Origin of the sequence: Solibacillus sp. FSL H8-0523 (genome assembly GCF_038051985.1) — a bacterium.
Lineage (GTDB): Bacteria > Bacillota > Bacilli > Bacillales_A > Planococcaceae > Solibacillus.
Genome location: NZ_CP150291.1, coordinates 770,444 through 790,773, shown reverse-complemented (window position 1 = coordinate 790,773; position 20,330 = coordinate 770,444). Strand labels below are relative to the sequence as shown.

Annotated in this window: 19 protein-coding genes; 5 read left to right on the top strand and 14 right to left on the bottom strand. The window is 39.4% G+C overall.

What is annotated here, in order from left to right:
• Positions 1-89 precede the first annotated feature (89 nt).
• Positions 90-914 carry a hypothetical protein gene (locus NSQ62_RS03670; protein WP_341322579.1) on the top strand — a complete coding sequence of 275 codons (825 nt, stop codon included), beginning with the start codon at positions 90-92 and terminating at the stop codon, positions 912-914.
• A gap of 46 nt (positions 915-960) precedes the next feature.
• On the opposite strand, the gene coaD is transcribed toward NSQ62_RS03670, so the two are convergent.
• Genes coaD through NSQ62_RS03655 form a run of 3 tightly spaced genes read right to left on the bottom strand, consistent with a single transcriptional unit; the run spans position 961 to position 3,462 of the window.
• Entirely contained in the window at positions 961-1,449 is a 489-nt protein-coding gene (gene coaD, locus NSQ62_RS03665) for a pantetheine-phosphate adenylyltransferase (protein ID WP_341322578.1), read from the bottom strand.
• Positions 1,446-2,018, bottom strand: a complete 573-nt coding sequence (gene rsmD, locus NSQ62_RS03660; RefSeq protein WP_341322577.1) for a 16S rRNA (guanine(966)-N(2))-methyltransferase RsmD — start codon at positions 2,016-2,018, stop codon at positions 1,446-1,448. Before rsmD ends, coaD begins: the two co-directional genes overlap by 4 nt.
• A 22-nt stretch (positions 2,019-2,040) precedes the next feature.
• Positions 2,041-3,462, bottom strand: a complete 1,422-nt coding sequence (locus NSQ62_RS03655; RefSeq protein WP_341322576.1) for an RNA polymerase II — start codon at positions 3,460-3,462, stop codon at positions 2,041-2,043.
• Between the two features lie 52 nt (positions 3,463-3,514).
• Here NSQ62_RS03655 and NSQ62_RS03650 point away from each other — a divergent pair, with 52 nt between their 5' ends.
• The gene (locus NSQ62_RS03650; RefSeq protein WP_341322575.1) at positions 3,515-3,904 is read left to right on the top strand and encodes a methylthioribose kinase; all 390 of its coding nucleotides are present in this window, start codon (positions 3,515-3,517) and stop codon (positions 3,902-3,904) included.
• A gap of 11 nt (positions 3,905-3,915) precedes the next feature.
• On the opposite strand, the gene NSQ62_RS03645 is transcribed toward NSQ62_RS03650, so the two are convergent.
• On the bottom strand, positions 3,916-4,188 hold the full coding sequence (locus tag NSQ62_RS03645) for a YlbG family protein (RefSeq protein WP_341322574.1): 273 nt from the start codon (positions 4,186-4,188) through the stop codon (positions 3,916-3,918).
• Positions 4,189-4,463: 275 nt separating this feature from the next.
• On the opposite strand from NSQ62_RS03645, the gene NSQ62_RS03640 reads away from it, so the two are divergent.
• Positions 4,464-5,366: a glycerophosphodiester phosphodiesterase family protein gene (locus NSQ62_RS03640; protein WP_341322573.1), complete on the top strand. Its 903-nt coding sequence runs from the start codon at positions 4,464-4,466 to the stop codon at positions 5,364-5,366.
• A 113-nt stretch (positions 5,367-5,479) separates the two neighbouring features.
• Here NSQ62_RS03640 and NSQ62_RS03635 read toward each other — a convergent pair whose 3' ends face one another.
• The 3 genes from NSQ62_RS03635 to NSQ62_RS03625 all read right to left on the bottom strand — a co-directional run bounded on the left by NSQ62_RS03635 (position 5,480) and on the right by NSQ62_RS03625 (position 8,571).
• The gene (locus tag NSQ62_RS03635; protein WP_341322572.1) at positions 5,480-5,926 is read right to left on the bottom strand and encodes a YlbF family regulator; all 447 of its coding nucleotides are present in this window, start codon (positions 5,924-5,926) and stop codon (positions 5,480-5,482) included.
• Positions 5,927-5,985: 59 nt separating this feature from the next.
• On the bottom strand, positions 5,986-7,455 hold the full coding sequence (locus tag NSQ62_RS03630) for a UDP-N-acetylmuramoyl-L-alanyl-D-glutamate--2,6-diaminopimelate ligase (protein ID WP_341322571.1): 1,470 nt from the start codon (positions 7,453-7,455) through the stop codon (positions 5,986-5,988).
• A gap of 72 nt (positions 7,456-7,527) precedes the next feature.
• Complete coding sequence (locus NSQ62_RS03625; RefSeq protein WP_341322570.1) at positions 7,528-8,571, bottom strand: CAP-associated domain-containing protein; 1,044 nt, start codon at positions 8,569-8,571, stop codon at positions 7,528-7,530.
• Positions 8,572-8,720: 149 nt separating this feature from the next.
• Here NSQ62_RS03625 and NSQ62_RS03620 point away from each other — a divergent pair, with 149 nt between their 5' ends.
• A complete protein-coding gene (locus NSQ62_RS03620; RefSeq protein ID WP_341322569.1) occupies positions 8,721-9,077 on the top strand; it encodes a YugN family protein in 357 nt (118 codons plus the stop codon).
• Between the two features lie 147 nt (positions 9,078-9,224).
• Here the strand turns inward: NSQ62_RS03620 and NSQ62_RS03615 are convergent, their stop codons facing one another.
• From NSQ62_RS03615 to coxB, 6 genes are all read right to left on the bottom strand, one after another.
• Positions 9,225-9,686, bottom strand: coding sequence for a DUF420 domain-containing protein (locus NSQ62_RS03615; protein ID WP_341322568.1), 462 nt, complete (start codon positions 9,684-9,686; stop codon positions 9,225-9,227).
• 77 nt (positions 9,687-9,763) lie between these two features.
• Positions 9,764-10,678 carry a cytochrome c oxidase assembly factor CtaG gene (gene ctaG / locus NSQ62_RS03610; RefSeq protein WP_341322567.1) on the bottom strand — a complete coding sequence of 305 codons (915 nt, stop codon included), beginning with the start codon at positions 10,676-10,678 and terminating at the stop codon, positions 9,764-9,766.
• A 182-nt stretch (positions 10,679-10,860) separates the two neighbouring features.
• Positions 10,861-11,205 carry a cytochrome C oxidase subunit IV family protein gene (locus tag NSQ62_RS03605; RefSeq protein ID WP_341322566.1) on the bottom strand — a complete coding sequence of 115 codons (345 nt, stop codon included), beginning with the start codon at positions 11,203-11,205 and terminating at the stop codon, positions 10,861-10,863.
• The gene (locus NSQ62_RS03600) at positions 11,205-11,831 is read right to left on the bottom strand and encodes a cytochrome (ubi)quinol oxidase subunit III (protein ID WP_341322565.1); all 627 of its coding nucleotides are present in this window, start codon (positions 11,829-11,831) and stop codon (positions 11,205-11,207) included. The genes NSQ62_RS03605 and NSQ62_RS03600 overlap by 1 nt, the downstream gene beginning before the upstream one ends.
• Positions 11,831-13,771 (bottom strand): cbb3-type cytochrome c oxidase subunit I, encoded by a 1,941-nt coding sequence (locus NSQ62_RS03595; RefSeq protein ID WP_341322564.1) that lies wholly within the window; start codon positions 13,769-13,771, stop codon positions 11,831-11,833. The genes NSQ62_RS03600 and NSQ62_RS03595 overlap by 1 nt, the downstream gene beginning before the upstream one ends.
• Positions 13,772-13,809: 38 nt before the next feature.
• Positions 13,810-14,880 carry a cytochrome c oxidase subunit II gene (gene coxB, locus NSQ62_RS03590; protein WP_341322563.1) on the bottom strand — a complete coding sequence of 357 codons (1,071 nt, stop codon included), beginning with the start codon at positions 14,878-14,880 and terminating at the stop codon, positions 13,810-13,812.
• Positions 14,881-15,775: 895 nt separating this feature from the next.
• Here coxB and NSQ62_RS03585 point away from each other — a divergent pair.
• On the top strand, positions 15,776-16,687 hold the full coding sequence (locus NSQ62_RS03585; protein ID WP_341322562.1) for a heme A synthase: 912 nt from the start codon (positions 15,776-15,778) through the stop codon (positions 16,685-16,687).
• Between the two features lie 187 nt (positions 16,688-16,874).
• Here NSQ62_RS03585 and pyc read toward each other — a convergent pair whose 3' ends face one another.
• Positions 16,875-20,309: a pyruvate carboxylase gene (gene pyc / locus NSQ62_RS03580; RefSeq protein WP_341322561.1), complete on the bottom strand. Its 3,435-nt coding sequence runs from the start codon at positions 20,307-20,309 to the stop codon at positions 16,875-16,877.
• Positions 20,310-20,330 lie beyond the last annotated feature (21 nt).

The window sequence follows — 20,330 nt, the reverse complement described above, 5'->3', positions numbered from 1 at the left end:
AGCATCTGAACGAAAGAATGACAAAATTTTGTAAAGGATGAATAATTATTTGGACAATCCTTTTATGCTTACTACTCATTAGCTTACTTTTGCTATTTCCAGAAGTCACACATGCAGGTGCAGATTTGGGCTATACACTTTTCATGGAAGCCCTATTCCCTTATTTGCTACCGTATTTAATTTTGACGAGCTGGCTCATTCGTATAAGCGCAACTTCTTCTACTGTTTCCTATTTCACGTTTTTACAAACGTACTTTATTAGCGCGATTGGTGGCTTTCCTACGGGTGCTGCAACAATTGTACAACTGACGAAACAACAGGCAATCACAAAGCATCAGGCAGCTTATTTGCTCGGCATTTGCCATAGTCCTAGCCCTTTGTTTTTATTTGGATTTGTCGGACAAGATTTACTGCAGTCCACTACATTTAGTTGGTACTACTTACTGTTAATACATAGTTTTTCCCTTTGCTTATTAACTATCGTTTACCCTGTCATCCGTAGCGATTCTTCTCAGCTCATTCCGTTAAAAAAAGAAGCGACACCTTTCACAAATAGTATTCGCGATAGCGCCCCTACTATCCTAACTGTTGCCATTACACTTATTTTTTTTACAACGATTTATCATGTCGTCATTTACAGCCTTGAACAATTCACGAATGTCCCTCTCGCATTCAAATTATTCACAGCGAGCTTACTTGAAATGACGAATGGACTTGCAACAGTTCAGCAGCATCTGTCTGGAGATTTATTGCTTTTTTGTTGTGTTGTCCTTTTAACGACACAGGGCCTCAGCATTCACTTGCAGGTAATTGTCATTGCACGAACAGCCGGGCTCTCGATTCGTCCTTATATTGCATTACGCGCCCTTTATAGCCTCTGCATTCCACTGTTATATCTACTCTTTTTTATGTAAAAAAGCTTTTGCGCAAAAAGGAAACAACCCCTTCTTACGCAAAAGCTTACTTGTTACTAAATTTTTGTTTTAACGCTTGCTCGACGATTGCCGGTACAAGCTCGCTTACATCGCCGCCGTACTTTGCGACTTCCTTCACAATACTCGAGCTTAAAAACGAGTATTGATTTTTTGTCATGATGAAAAATGTTTCGATATTTTCATCAAGTACACGGTTCATTGATGTAATTTGCATTTCGTATTCGAAGTCAGAAACCGCACGTAACCCGCGCACAATGGCCTTCGCATTTTTTTTGCGTGCATAGTCAATCAATAAGCCTGAAGACGTTTCGATGCGAAGATTTGGTAAGTCCTTTGTTACTTCCCGAATAAGCGCTGTACGCTCTTCTACCGAAAATAGTGGCTGTTTTGCTGAATTATTTAACACAGCTACATAAACTACATCAAACACATCTGCAGCACGACGAATAATATCTAAATGCCCTTTTGTAATCGGGTCAAAACTGCCCGGTACTACAGCTATTTTTTCAGTCACTCGACTTCTCCCTCTTCCTCTTCGTAACGATAAATCGAGATGATCGTACTTCCATACGTTTCTTGTCGAACTAAGCGGTACACCCCGTAATTCTCTGGCAAGCTTACTTCTCGCGAATGCTCACACATAATAATCGCCTGCTGTGATAATTTCCCGCCTTCTACAAGTGCCTCGACTAAATCATAATATTCTTTTTTATGATACGGTGGATCAACGAATAAATAGTCCACTTCAATATCACGCTTTAACAACGCCTTCACCGCGCGTGTTGCGTCTACGCGGAACCGTTCTGACACATCCTCGTAGCGACACTTTTTAATGTTTTCTTGCAACACCTGGAAAGCGCGACTATCCTTTTCTATAAATAACGCATGCGCTGCCCCACGACTTAATGCCTCAATGCCAAGTCCACCACTACCAGCAAATAAATCAACTGCTGTACCGCCATCAAAAAACGGTCCAATCATATTAAAAATCGATTCCTTTACCTTATCTGTCGTTGGACGAGTCGTATCGCCTGTAATGGCCTTTAAAGGCATTCCTTTTCGATCTCCTGCTACTACGCGCATGTTTTCACCAATCTTTCTTCGTCTATTGTTGCTCTTGAGGTGCTGTAATCGTAATGCGTTTACCCGATTTCGTTAGCTCGACTAAAAATAGACGTTGTAGCCACGCCTCTTCGATAAAGTACTGACCCGCAACCGTTTTAATCGGCATCGATACCGTATTATAACGACGTTGGTTAAATACATAGAAGCCTGGCTCATGCGGGAATCGGAACGCACGTGTTTCACTTGTTACATAATACCCGTTTTCGCCCGTCTTCACATCATATCCTAACGCATTTAATAAAGAATCCGCAGAATATAATACTTCACCGTCTTTTAAGACCACTTGAATCGTTTCTTGTTTATGCAAGTTTACAAAAATATCACGTGGGTCATTGAATAAGAACGGATACGAACCTTCAGTCGTTGCATTCATTGACACATACATTGTCGATGCACCAAGAATGTCTGATAGCTGTTCATCTAGTACTTTCGGGTTCATCGCTTCCCCTTCTAATTCCTGAAGTCGTACTACCCAATCTGCTAATTGGGCATCCGTTAATTGATTTGTAATCCCCGCTGCCACTTCTTTTGTTTTATCGCTACCAAACACCGTGCCCGTTAAATACGAGGCCACTAATTCTTTTACCCAATGCGGGCTATCTCCGAAATTATACATCGAGTCAAGCTGTGAAATAATAACCGTTTGTTGTAATTTCGATACTGTAATGTTTGGTAAGAATAGCATGCGATAACCATCTAATCCATCAATATTCGTCCCATTAATGATTGCGAAATAATCATCACTTAAAAAATTTACATTTTTAAGTTTTTCATAAAACGCTGGCTTTAATGCTGTTTTTGAATAAATCGACAACACATCTGTCTGTTGTTGTAAATCTAAGAGACCATCTTGCCAGAACAAATCTTTTACCGCACCGCGACCGCTAAACATTGTGTAATTTACCAATGTTAACTTTTGTTCGCCAATTAACGGTAAGCCTGTTACCCACTCACCCAAAACATCCGGCTGCGCGGAAATATGTACCGTTGAAAATTGGACATCGCCATTTTTTAATGTCGCAAACACATCTTTCATCAGCTTACCGGATTGTAAGCCTTTTTCTAACGGAATGACATACGAAATCGATTGCGCACGTGTTTCGCCTTCTTTAAACTTCAAAGAGTCTTCACTTAAGCGCGCACAGCTATGCTCATTTTCAATAAAACAATTCGGATTCACTGAATTTTTTGGCCACTGAATGCTAATTTCCTCTGTCGGTAAATTTTTAAAGTGCTGACGAATATCTAAACTATCGCCATGATACACAATTTCGATTTCCTGTGAGTAATTGTAGCCTTTTTCAATCGAGCCCACTTCATCCGAATATACTTGGAACTGCATAAAAAGCATGGTTCCAATTAAAATTGCTAAAAACGAAAAAATACTTACTGCAATTTTCATGTGCTCTTCCCTCCTGCATCATGATACTATTGTAAAGAAAGGATGTGTCATAATGATTCAACAATTTATCGAACTTGGTCAAGGCTATGGTGACATTTATGAGCTTTGTGAGCTTGTTAAATCAAACGAAAACCGTTTCCATAACGCGTTCATCTTCACTGCTAATCATAACGGCCAACTAGTTGCTTCTCTTGCTGTAGCATTTAAACCAGCTGGTGAAAGTAAATTCATGCCTATTTATATTTGCCGTGAAGGTATCCCATATAGTGCCGAAAAACCTTCGAAGCGCATCGACATTTTCAAGCAAACCGTTAAAGACGCTGGACAACTTGAAAATATTTTCGAAGTGAAGCACTCATCTATTTTTTCGGAAACAAATCAATATTATCAATACTTAATTGGTATTTTACGATTAAATCATTATATTCCACCTATGCACTAATACCCAAAAAGCTATAGGCCTACTTTATAATCGTATTCCTTTGCCTTATCCGGCTTTGCATTTTCGAACTCCGTTTTAACAAATGGTCGGTATGACTCTACAACGTCTTTCACAAATGGAAGGCGTTGTATTTTTGTTTTCAGCGCTTCCAAGTCCTCTTGATTACAATAGATCACGACATATTTCAATTTACGCGAAATAAAATTCACATGCCCGTACTTTCTTAATGATTTCGCATGCTTCAATTGATGGACGTAAACAATTAAGCCTTGTCTTTCATTCATATAAAATCCCTCTTTTCTTATGGACATTTCCACATTTATAAAAAAAACGACCCGGTTTCCCTGTGCATTTAAGCAAAATTTTTACTTCATTATCCATTAAAAGAATACCAAATGTGCAAATTGATAGCAACAGAGTTTAGACAGTATGCCCCGTTATCCGTTATAATAAGAGCTAGTAGAGTGCCGATTCATACTCCATGCGTTCATGCACGTTTACCACTCTATTTTTAAAACTTTAAATAATAGGAATGTACGGTTAGAGGAGGACGAATTTAATGGGTAAGAAAACAAAAGTTGCTTTAGCAATCGCTGCAGCGAGTGCTGCGGCATGGGCAGGGTCCAAAGCTATTTCGAAGCCACAAAAACGCGAATCTAAAGAAGCATTGCAATTTGAACGTCCAATTATTATCGCACAGCACGGGGGCGCTGCATTAGCTCCTGCACACTCACGACTTGCATTTGAACAAGCAAGCAAGCACAACGTCGACGGATTTGCAGTTAGTGTACGCCTAACAAAGGACGAAGAAATTATCGCCTTCCACGACGCAACGGTTGACCACATCACAAACGGTGCTGGCGCAGTTAAAGATTTAACATTAGAAGAACTACAACAATTAAATATTGGTTATTATTTCGAAACAATCGACGGAACACGCCCTTATGAAGAGGAAACGGTATCGGTTGTCACATTACGAGAACTGTTTGAGGCTTATCCAGACAAGCTATTTATCGTCTCGATTCAAGATAGCCCTGACACGTATGAAGGGAGTTTAATGCCTTCAAAACTATGGCGCTTAATCGAAGAATTAGATATTCAATATCAAATTCTCGTAACAAGTCCATATAGCGAACAAATTGATCGCTTTAATTTATATGCACAAAACCGCATCGCTTTAGGCGCTGGTGAAGGCGATATCAAAAAGGCGATGACGGCGTTCACAAGTCAATTTGGACATCTGTATCACCCTAAGGTAGATTTATTTGTCTTACCGTTAAAATCAGGTGTATTCAACTACGATTCACCGCGCTTTGTGAAGTTTTTAGAAGACTTAAACATTCCAACAATTTATAGCAATATTGACGATCTTATGGCAATGAATCGTCTATTACGACAAGGGGCAATGGGCATCATCACAAACCGCCCTGATATTGCCGCGCTAATCGAAGAAACAAACTAAGAAATAAGCTAAAGGCTGCACAATTCATTTGGAGCAGCCTTTTCTTGTTGAACAAACAAAAAAGTGCCCTAAATAATTTTTAGGGACACTTTTTGTAATGAAACAGGAACAAATTATGCCGAACAAGAACAGCCGCCACCTGTACCACAGCTCGTACCGCAAGACGAAGTACTCGCGAAAAATGGGTTGCTTGCTGGAATTTTTACGGCCTCTGAAACAGAGCGGCCAATAATGAAGCTAATCTCATCAAGTAAATCTTGATATTCATTTTCCGCTATCTTCAGCATAGCCACCTGTTCATTTAGGTCAAGTGCACGTTTTTCTGTTCGAATTTGTTTCATAATTGTATGGTAATCAGGATGATATTTTCCAAAACGTTGGACATCCTCATAGTGATCTTTTAATCGTTGAAAGGCCTTAATTTGAGCACTCAATGCTTCATCCTCATACACTGCCTTATGCGCACTACGATAGGTTTGTGCTTGTGTAGAAGAAAGAATCATGGCGCTTAATTCATCGACCTCATCTAAAATCATTATCCAATCTGAAGTCATGAGCATTGTTAATTCCTCCAATCTTCTTTAATCATAACAGAAACACTTCGAAAATCAATTATCGTTTATCTACTCGTGTTGTTTACTTTTAAAAATTCAAGTACGCATTCCTTATCTGAAAAGTTGCTTTGTACATCACCAATTTGTTGTGTCTTTTCATGCCCCTTCCCTAAAATAACTACACTATCGCCTTCATCCGCTTCATTTAATGCTGTAAAAATAGCTTGCTTCCTGTCCAGTACTTCCTTAAAAATTTGCGTAGACGAAAAGCCCTGCTGAATTTGTGCATTTATAGCTTGCGGACTTTCATTTCGCGCATTGTCAGTTGTTAACACAATGCTATTGGCATAAATTGATGCAATCATCCCCATTTTCGGGCGCTTCTCCCGGTCCCTGTTACCACCACAACTAAAAACAACAATTACCTTTTGCCGCGTTTGTTTTTTGACTGCCTGCAGTATTTGTTTCATTGCATCGGGTGTATGGGCATAATCAATAATAATATCAATGCCTCTCGCGTTCTCAATTCGCTCAAATCGTCCTTCAGGCAGGTTAAGTGTTTCGCTATAACGACATAATTGTTCAAGTGAAAAACCTAATTGTGCTAATGTACTGATTGCTGCTAATACATTGGCACATTGATAATCCCCGACAAACGGAATGTGTACAACATACTTTTCATCCTTATGTTGTACAAGACATGTCGTGTTCGCATTCCCTTCGTAGATTGCTTGGTAAAAATAATCGACATGCTGCCCTTTCCCAAAAAAGTTTCTCTTGCCTTTTTTCGTAAAGCCAATTGACCGACAAATCGCATCGTCCCCGTTGACGATTACTTGTTTGGCCAATGTCACTAAGATTTGTTTGGCTAATTTATAATTTTCAAAGCTACCATGTTCATCTAAATGATCTTCCGTTACATTTAAAAATACACCCACGTCAATATCGCAATAATCTAAGCGGTGCTTTTGTAAGCCAATCGATGAAGCTTCTAGTACGACGTAGCCAATTTCTTTGCTCACCGCTTCTTGAAATAACGCTTGCATTTGTTTTGGCTGTAGCGTTGTTAACGATACCTTATGCTCTTCACAGCGTTCTCCGTTAATATAAACGCCATTCGTACCAATCACCATCACTTGTTGCTTTTGCCTTTGCAATAATTGCCCGATAAAATGTGTAACTGTCGTTTTCCCATTCGTTCCAGTCACCGCAATAACCGTTAACGCTTCTGCAGGGAAACGATTTATTTTTGCACAGCTATAGGCTAAAAAACTTAATACATTCGGCACCCAAATAAGTGGCACGGCTAACTTGGTCATATTAAAATAATGCTCGTCATCAACGACAATGGCGACTGCACCATTGGAAATCGCTTGCGCAATATAATGAAGTCCATTCGAAACCTGGCCCTTCCTTGCAACAAAAAGCGTACCAGCCGTTACATGACTAGCGTAATCTTCTATGCTGTTCACTTCACACCGCACAGAGCCCTTTACCGTACAAGGCCAATCATTTAATAGCTCTGCTAATTGCACCGCTCACACTCCTTACCTTACTGTATGAACCAAATAAAAAAACGCTACTAAGACGTAACGTTTTTTTACTAGTTAGTGCATATAAAATTGCGTATGGTAATTCACATAGGTACCGGACCCGATTTGTGTATAATCTTCGCTTAATAAAAGCGCTCGGTGTTCTTTAGAATTTATCCAGCCATGTAAAACTTCAATGGAATCCTTATAATTGGCCGCTACATTTTCACCTAAATGCTCATAGCTTATAGTTCGTTCCTGTAGCCGAGCACTCAAATCAAAATCTGATTCGATTGTTTGTGATTCCATTGACGCTAAAACCATTTGCTCACTGTGTTCACGCGCTAGCTCTGCTAATAGAGTGGATTCATCTAGTTTTGGTAATTGCTGCTTTACACGAAAAGCATTTGTTAATTCCGTTAATTGGCGACCAACTGCTGCATTAATAGCAACTTGTGCATAGCTTGATGGTGTACTTGCTTCAACAAGCTCCCCAACAAACTGCATTTCATAGGTTTTATGTAATACTAACGTTGCACCATCAATAAAGCGTATCGCATATAACGTATTGTGATCACGATCGATATAAAGCTGTATGTATAGATCCTCATATTTTACTAACAAACGATTTTTCATATCCTGCTCACTCATTGCAACGATATAGAGATTATCCCCAATTTCAACGGTTACTTCTTGCTCCAAAATGGTATGCCGGTAAATATCATCAATCGACTCGCCAATCAGATAAGGCGCTGTATTAACATTCACGTCATTTGTATAAATTTGTACAACTTCCCCGTTCATAACTCCAACCATTAATAGTGCTGCATTCTTTTCATACACCCACCATTCATAGCCAAACTCAGATGGATCCACACGCAAAGGCTTACCGTAATTATCCAAAATCTCTTTCTCTTTATCACCAATAAAAATGGAAATACCTGTATCAGGCCTAGGCAAGCCACCGATATCATTTTGTACGGATGCTGTTTCTAATACTGGTTTGGTAATCGCTGTTGGCCCTTCTAATAATTCTGTTTTCGAAGGCTCCACATTTGTATAATATACAACAATCCCAATACATGTAGCGATAATCAAGATTTGAAATAAGGCCTTCATAAAACCCTCCATTGTCGTATTTTGTTAAGTTTAATTATACCAATTTTGGTCACGATGACACAATGTTGTCATTGAAACATTTACCATTTTGTTCTATTATTAAATTTGACCGTATAGTTATGTACGATAGGAAAAAGGAGGATAATGAAATGTATATTGAAAATACACAACTGGAAAATGTTAAAGTGGATCAAGAAATTTTAACAACAGTAATGGGTAAATTTGGTTTAGAATGTCATGGTGCATGGGATTATGACCGTATGACATTTGACCGTAAATACGACGTGAAAGAAGGCCGTTTCTACTTACGTGTTTTCTGTGACGCTGTATCAGGTGATGTTGGTGGACACAATGCAACTTTAAACATTCAAAAACCAGCACTTGGTAAATACTACTATCCACATGGTGTTGAATACACAGACGAAGTATTCCCTTCGCATTTACTAAAAGAATGTGAAAAAGTATTAATTAACGTTCGCAAAGAATTATCTGCATACGGGATTTAATACACGCTAAAAAGCTGGTCTCTACTATCCAGCTTTTTTATTTTTGGCCTATCCCCACAATTCAGGATGACAAAGTTTAAAATAAAATGGGTTATATTTAATCGAAAAAAAGAAAAGCCTCTCACACAATGTATGAGAAGCTCTTTATTAGAAGCCTAAAATTGCTTTAAATACCGACGTTGTTTCTCCGCCTTCATAAAATACATAAAGTAATAAGTAAACTAAAACCCCTGTAATCGCTACGAAGAACCAAATAATACTTGTAATCGCACCGATACGACGGTGTAATTTCATGTTATTTTTATAACCCGAGAATAAACTTGTTAAACCAAATACTGCACCAACTGTCGCTAATGTTATATGGAAAACTAAGAAGAACGTATAATAGCCCTTTAAATCATCTGGACCACCAAAAGCCGTGTTTCCGATAAACACTGTACGTGACGCATAAATAATAAAGAAGATTAGCGCTGATACACCAGCTGCGAACATCACTTTTTTATGTGCTTCAACTTTTCTTTGCGCAATTAGCACCCAGCCAATTGCTACTAAAACAGCACTAATGACAATAAATGCCGTGCTGATTGTAGGTAAAATAGGTACGCCCATTTTTCAAATCCCCAATCTAAAATTATGTCTCATTTTTTACAAACATGATACCTCATGCTGTATTCTATCTTATCATTTTATTGATAGCGAGTTCTATTTTGAAACTCTTTTAACGCATTTTCTGTAATTTCTTCCGGATTTGCTCGCTCGGTATTCCACCATTTACGGAAAATACGGAATAAAATGATCCCAAAAATAATTTCTTGAATAATTTTCATTAGTACGCCACCAACTTGCTGATCACTCACTAAATCCATATTCGAAAACAGCTCTGGTCCTGATAAGCTAAGACTTGATAATGTATCAGAAGGCACACAAAGCGCCATCGCTTTCATCCACATGTCACCATCACTATATGTACCATACATCGGGCCAGATGCGAAAATGATTAACGCACAAGCCGGTGTAATTAAAACCGCATTGCCCGCAATATATGCCAGCTTACTCATGTTATTCATTTCAGTCTGATTTTCTACCTGGTTCAATAGTGGCCAGTACATGAATACTGCAGAAAGGAATAAAATCATCGTATACAGCATATGTAACGCTTCATTTAGTTTAATCGTATCGAATACAAGCGGTAAATGGTAAACAGAAAATAATCCTGTAAATAAAATAATCGCTACTAAAGGCTTCGTAAAAATTTTAAAAATTGTACGTGCGACCGGCGCTTCCACAACAATCTTCCAAATCCAAGCTGGAATCCCTTTAATAAAGAAAATCGGTACTAACAATAATAAAAAGGCCATCTGTGTCATATGCAGCGTGAACATAATATGACCTAATAAATCAATTGGCGAGCCTTTTATAATATAGTACGAAATGATAAAAAGGATAAAATTAATTGCTTCACTTTTCTTTAATGGTTCACTTGTTGCGAATTTGTGTTGCCATTTTACTGTTACTAAAAAATAGATCACCGTCACGAGTAAAAGCGTCCCTACTAAGTATGGACTCCATAACGCTTGAAAACCAAAAATACTTATTGGCATATAACCATGCTCCTTTAAACATCAGTAAGTTCATTATAAAATGGGAAATTTATAACTTCAATGGAATATCTATGACAATTGATTGAATTCAAACATGTATTTTTGATATTTGTTAAAAAATTGATTGCTTCCACAAACAAAACGCCCTTAGCAAGATGCTAAGGACGTGTTTGTTTTGCTTATTAACCCCACCAAATAATTGTTGTGAACGCGATAAAGAACGTAAACGCGATGAAGGCAGCACTCCAAATGAAGAATTCGATTACACCAACCATGTGTGTAGAACGGTCTTCTAAGTGCATGAAAGCATAAAGTTGTAATACTACTTGGATTCCAGCTAATAATAAAATGACTGGAATGATAAAGGTAGGTGCAAATTCAGCTAACACTGCAGCAAACGCGATAAAAGTTAAGAAAATCATAATCGCAAAGTTTACTACTTGTTTACGCATATGCGCTTTAGACTGAGCTTTATCATATTCATATTGAGCTGGAGTACGTACTTCTACATGAGTTCCGTGTGCCATTATCCCAACACTCCCATCAGATATACTACTGTGAAGATGAATACCCATACAACGTCGATAAAGTGCCAGTATAATGAAGCGGCATAGAACTTCGGCGCGTTGTAAAGATTCAGTCCGCGACCACCGTTACGGACGATTAAGCCTGTAATCCAAACCAAACCAATGATTACGTGTAAACCGTGCATCCCTACAAGCGTAAAGAATGCAGATGAGAATGCCGATTGTGTGTAACCAAAGCCAATGTGTACATAGTGATTAAATTCGTAGATTTCTAAACCTAAGAATGCTAACCCTAATAATACAGTAATACCCATCCATGTACGAACGCCATTCCAGTTGTAGTTCTTCATATGGTACATTGCGTATACAGATGTTAATGAAGATGTTAATAATAACATCGTCATAATAAATGCTAATGGTAATTCATAAAGATCCTTTGCAGCAAATTCCATACCTGCTGGACCATGGTCTTTTAAAGCGATGTATGTAGCAAACACACTCGCGAATAAAACTGTATCTGACGCTAGGAAAATCCAAAGACCAACTAACTTGTTTTTCCCTTCTTGTGTAGCCTGTTCAGGGTGTTTTGGCCAAGTTTGTGGAGTAAATTTTTGATTAATATCCATTACTTGTTACCCCCTTTGTTTCCTTTTGCACGGTAGTTTGCTAAATCTGTCTCAATTGCTTCAACTTCAGCAACTGTTACATGGAATCCTAAATCGTCTTTTACTGAACGAGCGATCATAGAACCAACCGTTAAGCCTAAACCTCCGATAAGTAACGCTAATGATACTGCTGGTGATGCACCTGTAGCTGTACCTGCTTGAACTTGATCACCCCATGGGCTATATAACGCACCAAATGCAGCGATGAATACACCAATTGACATAACTAAAGGTAAGATTGAGTTATTTGGCATGTGAATTTCGCCTAGTGGCTCAGCATATACCATACCTTCTTTGTTACCTTCTTCTTTTTCAATCCAATATGGATCGAATCCACGCACTAGTGGCGTTTGTTTAAAGTTATAGAATGGTAGTGGCGTTTCGATTGCCCACTCAAGTGAACGACCATCGCCCCAGTAATCGCGCTTGTTAACTGGTTCAGATTTAATCGATAATAATACATCGACTACTAATAATACTACCCCGACACCCATCATCATGGCACCGACTGTTGAGATTAAGTTGAATAGATCCCAGCCTTGGCCGCCCATGTATGTGAATACACGACGTGGCATACCCATTAAACCTAAGAAATGTTGTACGAAGAACGTTAAGTGGAAACCAATGAAGAATACCCAGAAAGTAAGTACTCCAAGTTTCGGATTTAACGCACGGTTAAACATAATCGGCCAGTAGAAGTGAGCTGAACCGAATAACGCAGTTACGATACCACCTACGATTACGTAGTGGAAGTGAGCTACGATGAAATAAGAATCGTGTAATTGGTAGTCAAGTGGTGCAGTTGCCTGCATAACCCCTGTAACACCACCCGCAACGAATGACGGGATGAAACCAAGTGCATAAAGCATTGGTACTGTAACTTTAATTGAACCGCCCCAGATTGTCAGAATCCAGTTGAATACTTTCATACCTGTTGGAACGGCGATTGCCATTGTTGCAACAGCGAAGATTGCGTTGGCAGTAGCACCCATACCAACTGTGAACATGTGGTGGGCCCATACCATGAATCCTAAGAAACCGATTAAGATTGTTGCGAATACCATTGAAGAGTATCCGAATAAACGTTTACGAGCGAATACTGGAATAATCTCTGAGAATAATCCAAACGCAGGTAATACTAAGATATACACTTCCGGGTGACCAAAGATCCAGAATAAGTGCTCCCAAATAATTGTGTTACCACCCATTGTATGATCGAAGAAGTTTGCTCCGAACATACGGTCAACTAACATTAAGAATAAACCACCAGTAAGTGGAGGGAACGCGAATAAAATTAATGAACTTGATACTAAAGTAGTCCAAGTAAATAGTGGCATACGCATGAACGTCATACCAGGTGCACGCATTGTAATAATCGTTACGATAAAGTTGATACCAGAAATTAATGTACCCGCACCAGAAATTTGTAAACCTAGGATATAGAAGTCGATACCATGTCCTGGTGAATATAAAGATAATGATGCATATGAAGTCCAACCTGCATCAGGCGCTCCACCTAAGAAGAATGAAAGGTGAAGGAATACCGCACCAAGGAAGAATAACCAGAACCCTAGTGAGTTTAAAAATGGGAATGCTACGTCACGTGCACCAATTTGTAGTGGCACGATGGCATTCATAAAGGCAAAGATAATCGGTGTCGCTGCTAAGAATAGCATCGTTGTACCGTGCATTGTTAATAATTCGTTAAATAGGCCAGCAGAAATGAACGTACTTTCTGGGAACATTAATTGAATACGCATAAGTAACGCTTCAAATCCTGCAATTGCGAAGAACAGTGTACCGGCAGCTAAATACATAATGGCGATCTTTTTATGATCGACCGTTGTTAAATAGTCCCATACATGTGCCCCGAAGCCCTTTTTCTGTGTAACAGAGCTCACAACTTTAACCTCCTTCAAAGTTTCTCTCTCGTTTTAAATTACTTTTCAACTGTTAATGTCATTAAGTACTCTGAAATTGCTTTTGCTTCTTCCGGAGTAACATTATATTTACCAGTCATTGTATTACCTGGTTTGTACGTTTCAGGATCAAGAATCCATTCAGTCGTGTTTTCAACATTATGCTCCATGAAACCAGCTAAGCGGTTACGGTCACCGAATGTTGTTAAGTTTGGACCCATACCATTACCAGCTACTGCTGATACAGCGTGACATCCTAGGCAAGAGTTTGCGAATGCTGCTTCACCAACATCTGTTGAATCTGCACTTGCAGTATTGCCTTCTGTTGCTTTCATTGCCGCAACCCAAGCATCAAATGCTGCTGGTTCAAGCGTTTTTACTTTGAAGTCCATTAATGCGTGAGAAGGACCACATAACTCAGCACATTTACCATAGAACACGCCTTCTCCTTCATTTAATCCAGCTGACTCTTTGTCGAACTGTAAGTAGAATTTGTTAATACCATCAACGTTTGTATCCATCTTACCGCCCACTGCTGGGATCCAGAATGAGTGCTTAACGTCTGCAGCGATTAGGTTGAAGTATACTTTTTCACCAGTTGGTACGACTAAATCTTGTGCCGTAATAATCCCTAAGTCTGGATACTCAAACTCCCACCAGTATAATTTTGCTGTTACATTCACTGTAAGAGCTGTTTTGTTGCCTTCTTCATCTACTTCATCCATTGCAGCAACATCTGCAAATTTATAAGTAGAGTTTAGCGTTGGTACAGCTAAGATTAATAGTAAGATAATCGGAATAACTGTCCAAATAACTTCTAATGTGTGGCTTCCTTCCACTTGCTTCGGCATATGGTTTTCGCCTACTTTAGCACGGCGGAATTTAAAGAACGCAACTAAATAAATTGTAGATACTACGACTACGACTAATGCCATAATCACAATAGATAAAATTAAAATATTTAATTGCTCTTGACCTACCGGACCTGCTGGGCGAAGCGTCGAAAGATAATCTTCACCACATGCTGAAAGGAAAACTGTCATTACTGTTAATAGCGAGAATAAACGCCACTTTTTAAGCCCTTTCATCATAGCTTAATAAACCCCTCTTTCTTTGTTGTATTTTCATGTGTTACCAGGACTGCGGTTCTGTCTATGTGAATTCTTAGTTAAGAAAGAATTCCAATGTGTAAACCAAAATGATTAGCTCATGTTTATGTACGCTACAACACTTGAGTCATGCTGTTATCAATTTTAGAGAATCGTGAACGTACAGAAAGATAATCAGTGCTAGAAATTAATGTCACTATTCTCCATAATTTTGGCATGCTCTACGCTATACGCTAACCCTACTGCCAGTCCCCACATGTTTGGCCGCGAACGATGCCATTGTTTACAAATTTTCGCCCACTAATGAGGAAGGATGCTGTTATTTTTGCGCCTCTTCACCTTCGACTCTCTTCTTGGCAAATGCATTTCAACACGAATGTAAAACGCAATTCATGAAAAAGATTGTCTAACTTTCGCTTCGCTTGTTTGTTTTCATCCTGTTTGAATTACCAATTCCATTCAATAAGTGCAAGAAAACCGACAAGAAAACGCTCGTTATGTAAGGAACATTGCTCGTTCTTACAAAGGCTACGCGCTAATAATTACTTTTCCTTTCAAATTTGTAAGCATATTCCGCTACCATAACTATATCTAAATTTGCATCGGATTTCTAGACGTTTCGTTAAATTTCAAATATCTGTAATTCAAAATTCAAAAAGCGCTTAGAAATCTAGAACAACATATATATAGTAATGCATTTTCTGCCAATATTTGTGAAGGATAGGAGACGAATTTATGAACAATTTGTGAAAAACTGGTTGCTATTCCAAGTCGAACCTTGTTATAAGTTGTATTTCTACCATTTTTTCGCTATTATCTTAAACTAGAGACGCTTTTATAAGCGACGTTTAATATTAAAGTAGGTGGGCTTAACTTCATGCAACAAAAATACAATAAATTTTTAAAATGGTTTGGTGTTTTATCGACGCTTGGCATGTTGTTAATTCTTCAAGGTGGTGCGCTCGTTACAAAAACAGATAGTGGTTTAGGTTGTGGTCGAAATTGGCCTGATTGTAACGGCTCCTTAATCCCGAAAGAAATTACAACAGAAGTTTTAATTGAATTTTCTCATCGAGTAGTGACAGGTTCGGTTTCCATTTTCATTCTTATTTTAGTCGTTTGGACGTGGCGCTCACTTGGACATATTCGTGAAGTTAAATTTTTAGGCTTTTTAGCCATGTTTTTCTTAGTTCTTCAAGCACTAATTGGTGCTGCACAAGTACTTTGGGGACAAGGCGACTACATTTTAGCATTGCACTTTGGGATTTCATTAATTTCCTTTGCATCTGTACTGCTGCTGACGCTCATTGTTTTTGAGGCCGATAAAAAATTCGATACCAATCGTATTTCGATGAGTAAAAAGTTAAAAATACATACAATTGCAGTAACACTTTATTCATACGTTGTGGTATATTCAGGGGCACTTGTTCGTCATACAGATGCAAGTTTAGTCTGTCCGGATTGGCCGTTCTGTCGTAACGAAGAACCGTTCGCTATTCCTTATAACCTGTATGAATGGGTACAGATGGGGCACCGATTCGCGGTGTTAATCTTCTTTATTTGGATGGTTTATATTACAATTTATGTTGTTCGTAACTATAAAGGGCAACGTGTTATTTATTGGGGTTGGGTCATTGCAATGTCACTTGTCGTTGGGCAAGTGTTAGCAGGTATGCTTGTTGTCTTATTTAAGTTACAATTACTTGTTTCATTACTACATTCTTTACTCATTACATTACTGTTCGGGTTATTATGCTATTTAATTTTGTTAGTATCTCGTTCTAAATAAAAAATCCGATTTCTCTTAGACTAAGAGAAATCGGATTTTTTGTTTACCAAATTAAAGAGGATCGCATTGTAGATAACTTTACATAAAGTTTTGTCTACGTCTAGGCTAAAGCGCCAGCCCTTCGGACATTTCGGTCCCGCTAATGTCTGTCGAGGCTGAACGGGCGCTTTAGCACGTTTGTTTTTACTTATTGTAGTTCGATTAACAAATCACCTGTTGAAATCGCATCGCCTGCTGAAGCGTACACTTCTTTAACGATTCCATCTTTTGGTGCTTGTACAGTCGTTTCCATTTTCATTGATTCTGTAATGAGTAAATGATCGCCGCGCTTCACTGAGCTGCCTTTGTTGACAACAACCTTTAATACCGTACCTGGCATTGTTGCACCAATTTGGTTTGGATCTGACGGGTCAGCCTTTAATGCGATACTGCCATCTACCTCAACTGTTAAATCTTGAATAACAAGCTCACGCGATTGACCATTCATCTCAAAGTAAAGGACACGCGTACCATCGTGCTGCGGCTCACCAATTGATACAAGCTTAATAATTAGCGTCTTCCCTTTTTCGATTTCCACTTCAATTTCTTCACCGAGCTTTAAGCCGTAAAGGAATGTCGGTGTATCGAGTACGGAAATATCACCAAACTGATCCATTGCTTGCATATATTGTTCAAATACTTTTGGATAGAGCGCATAGGCTAACAAATCTTTCTTCGTTGGTATGCGACCCGTTTTCTCTTCTAGATCTTTTGCAAGCTCATCAAAGTTTACAGGCTCTAATAACTCACCAGGACGCACTGTAATCGCTTCACGCTCTTTTAGTACAACTGCCTGAAGTTCTTGCGGGAATCCACCATGTGGCTGTCCCAGATAGCCCTGGAAGAACTCAATCACAGACTCTGGGAAGTCAATGCCTCGTCCGCGATCAAGTACATTGTCTTCTGTTAAATTATTTTGCACCATAAAGAGCGCCATATCGCCAACAACTTTTGAAGAAGGCGTTACTTTAACGATATCACCAAACATCATATTGACTGTTGAATACATCGTTTTCACTTCGTCCCAGCGGTCACCTAGTCCGACTGCTTTTGCCTGTTGCTGTAGGTTACTATACTGACCACCCGGCATTTCGTGAACATAAATTTCAGAATGTGGCGCGTTCATCCCGCTTTCAAAGTCTACATAATATTTACGCACATCGCCCCAATAGTACGAGAGCTTTTCTAAACTTTCGACATCGGCACGAACATTGCGCTCTGAGCCTTTCATTGCGTAATGCAATGAATTGGCGCTTGGTTGTGAAGTTAAGCCCGCCATTGAGCCAAGTGCCGTATCGATAATATCAACACCGGCTTCAATGGCTTTTGCGTATAAGTAAATCCCGTTGCCACTCGTATCATGCGTATGCAAATGAATTGGTAAGTCTGTCGCATCTTTTAGCTCTGAAATTAAGCGATAGGCCGCTTGTGGTTTTAGTAACCCGGCCATATCTTTAATCGCTAAAATATGCGCACCTGTTGCTTCTAATTCACGTGCCATGTCTTTATAGTATTGCACTGTGTATTTTCCGCGGCTATCATCTAAAATATCGCCGGTATAGCAAATCGCGGCTTCTGCGATTTTTCCTGTGTTACGTGCTTCATCAATTGCAACTTCCATTCCCTTAATCCAGTTTAATGAATCGAAAATGCGGAAGACATCGACACCTGATGCGGCCGATTGTTGAATAAATTCACGAATTAAATTATCTGGATAGTTCGTATAACCCACCGCATTGGCACCACGCAGTAGCATTTGGAATAACACATTTGGTACTTGCTCACGTAGTTTTTCTAAACGTGCCCATGGATCTTCCTTTAAGAAACGGTAGGCCACATCAAACGTTGCCCCGCCCCACATTTCTAATGAGAAGTAATTATGCATCAGGCGCGCTGTTTCATCTGCAATTTGGAACATATCTTGCGAGCGCATACGCGTTGCTAACAGTGATTGATGCGCATCACGGAATGTTGTATCTGTCAGTAGCACATCTTGCTGCTCTTTCACCCATTTTACTAAGCCATCTGCACCGCGCTCATCTAAGATTTGCTTCGTACCGCTTTGTGGTGGTGCTACTAGGTCCACTTTTGGCTGTTCTGGCTGCACAAATATTGGTTTCGCACGCTTTTCTACTCCTGGGAAGCCGTTTAATGTCACATTACCGATATAGTTAAGTAGCTTTGTCCCACGGTCTTTACGCTCTGGGAACTCAAATAGTTCAGGTGTGGTATCGATAAAGCTCGTATCAAATGCACCTGTTAAAAATTTTTCATGTATTACAACATTACCTAAAAACGGAATATTCGTTTTTACACCACGAATACGGAACTCACGTAAGTTACGGTCCATTTTTGCCGCCGCTTCAGCGAATGTCATACCCCATGTTGAAATTTTCACAAGTAATGAATCATAGAACGGTGTTACAACAGCACCTTGGAAACCATTTCCAGCATCTAGACGCACACCGAAGCCGCCGCTTGAGCGGTATACCATTAATTTCCCTGTATCTGGCATAAAGTCATTCGCAGGATCTTCTGTTGTCACACGTGACTGAATTGCAAAGCCGAATAGAGGAATCGCGTCCTGCGCTGGGATCCCTACTTCTTCAGAGTGAAGATTAAGTCCTTCTGCCACTTTTATTTGTGCATGCACAATATCAATGCCGGTAATCATTTCTGTAATCGTATGTTCTACTTGGATACGTGGATTTACTTCGATGAAATAAAATTCATCGTCCGCTACTAAAAATTCCACGGTTCCGGCGTTTATGTAGCCGACATTTTTCATTAGTTTTACTGCGGCATCACAAATACGGTCACGCAAGTCCTTTGAAATCGAATTAGATGGTGCAATTTCAACAACCTTTTGATGACGGCGCTGAATCGAACAATCTCGTTCATATAAATGCACAATATTGCCGTGCGTATCCCCTAAGATTTGTACTTCGATATGTTTTGGTTTGATTATGGCCTTTTCTACATACACTTCATCTGAGCCAAATGCCGCTTTTGCTTCCGATTTAGCGCGGTCATAGGAATCCTGTAAATCTTCCACTCTATGAACAAGACGCATCCCACGCCCACCGCCACCTAGTGCGGCTTTGATCATAACCGGAAAGCCGTGCGTTTCACTAAATGCTTGTACTTCTTGCAAACTAGTAACCGGACCATCTGTACCTGGAATGACTGGAATATTTGCAACAATAGCCTGCTCACGTGCTTTTACCTTGTCACCGAACATATCTAAATGACGTGAAGTCGGACCAATAAATTGAATGCCTTCTTCTTCACAGCGCCGTGCAAACTGTACATTTTCTGCTAAAAAACCATAGCCCGGATGAATCGCATCCACATTTGCATCTTTTGCGATTACAATGATACCTTCAATGTCTAAATACGCATCAATCGGCTTTTTACCTACCCCAATCAGGTAGGCCTCGTCTGCTTTATAACGGTGATACGAACCACTATCCTCACGTGAATAAATCGCTACTGTTTTAATATGCAATTCGTTACATGCACGTAAAATACGTATCGCAATTTCCCCTCGGTTTGCTACTAAAATCTTTTTGATCGCTGTCATTTCTCCTCAACCCCTCATTCA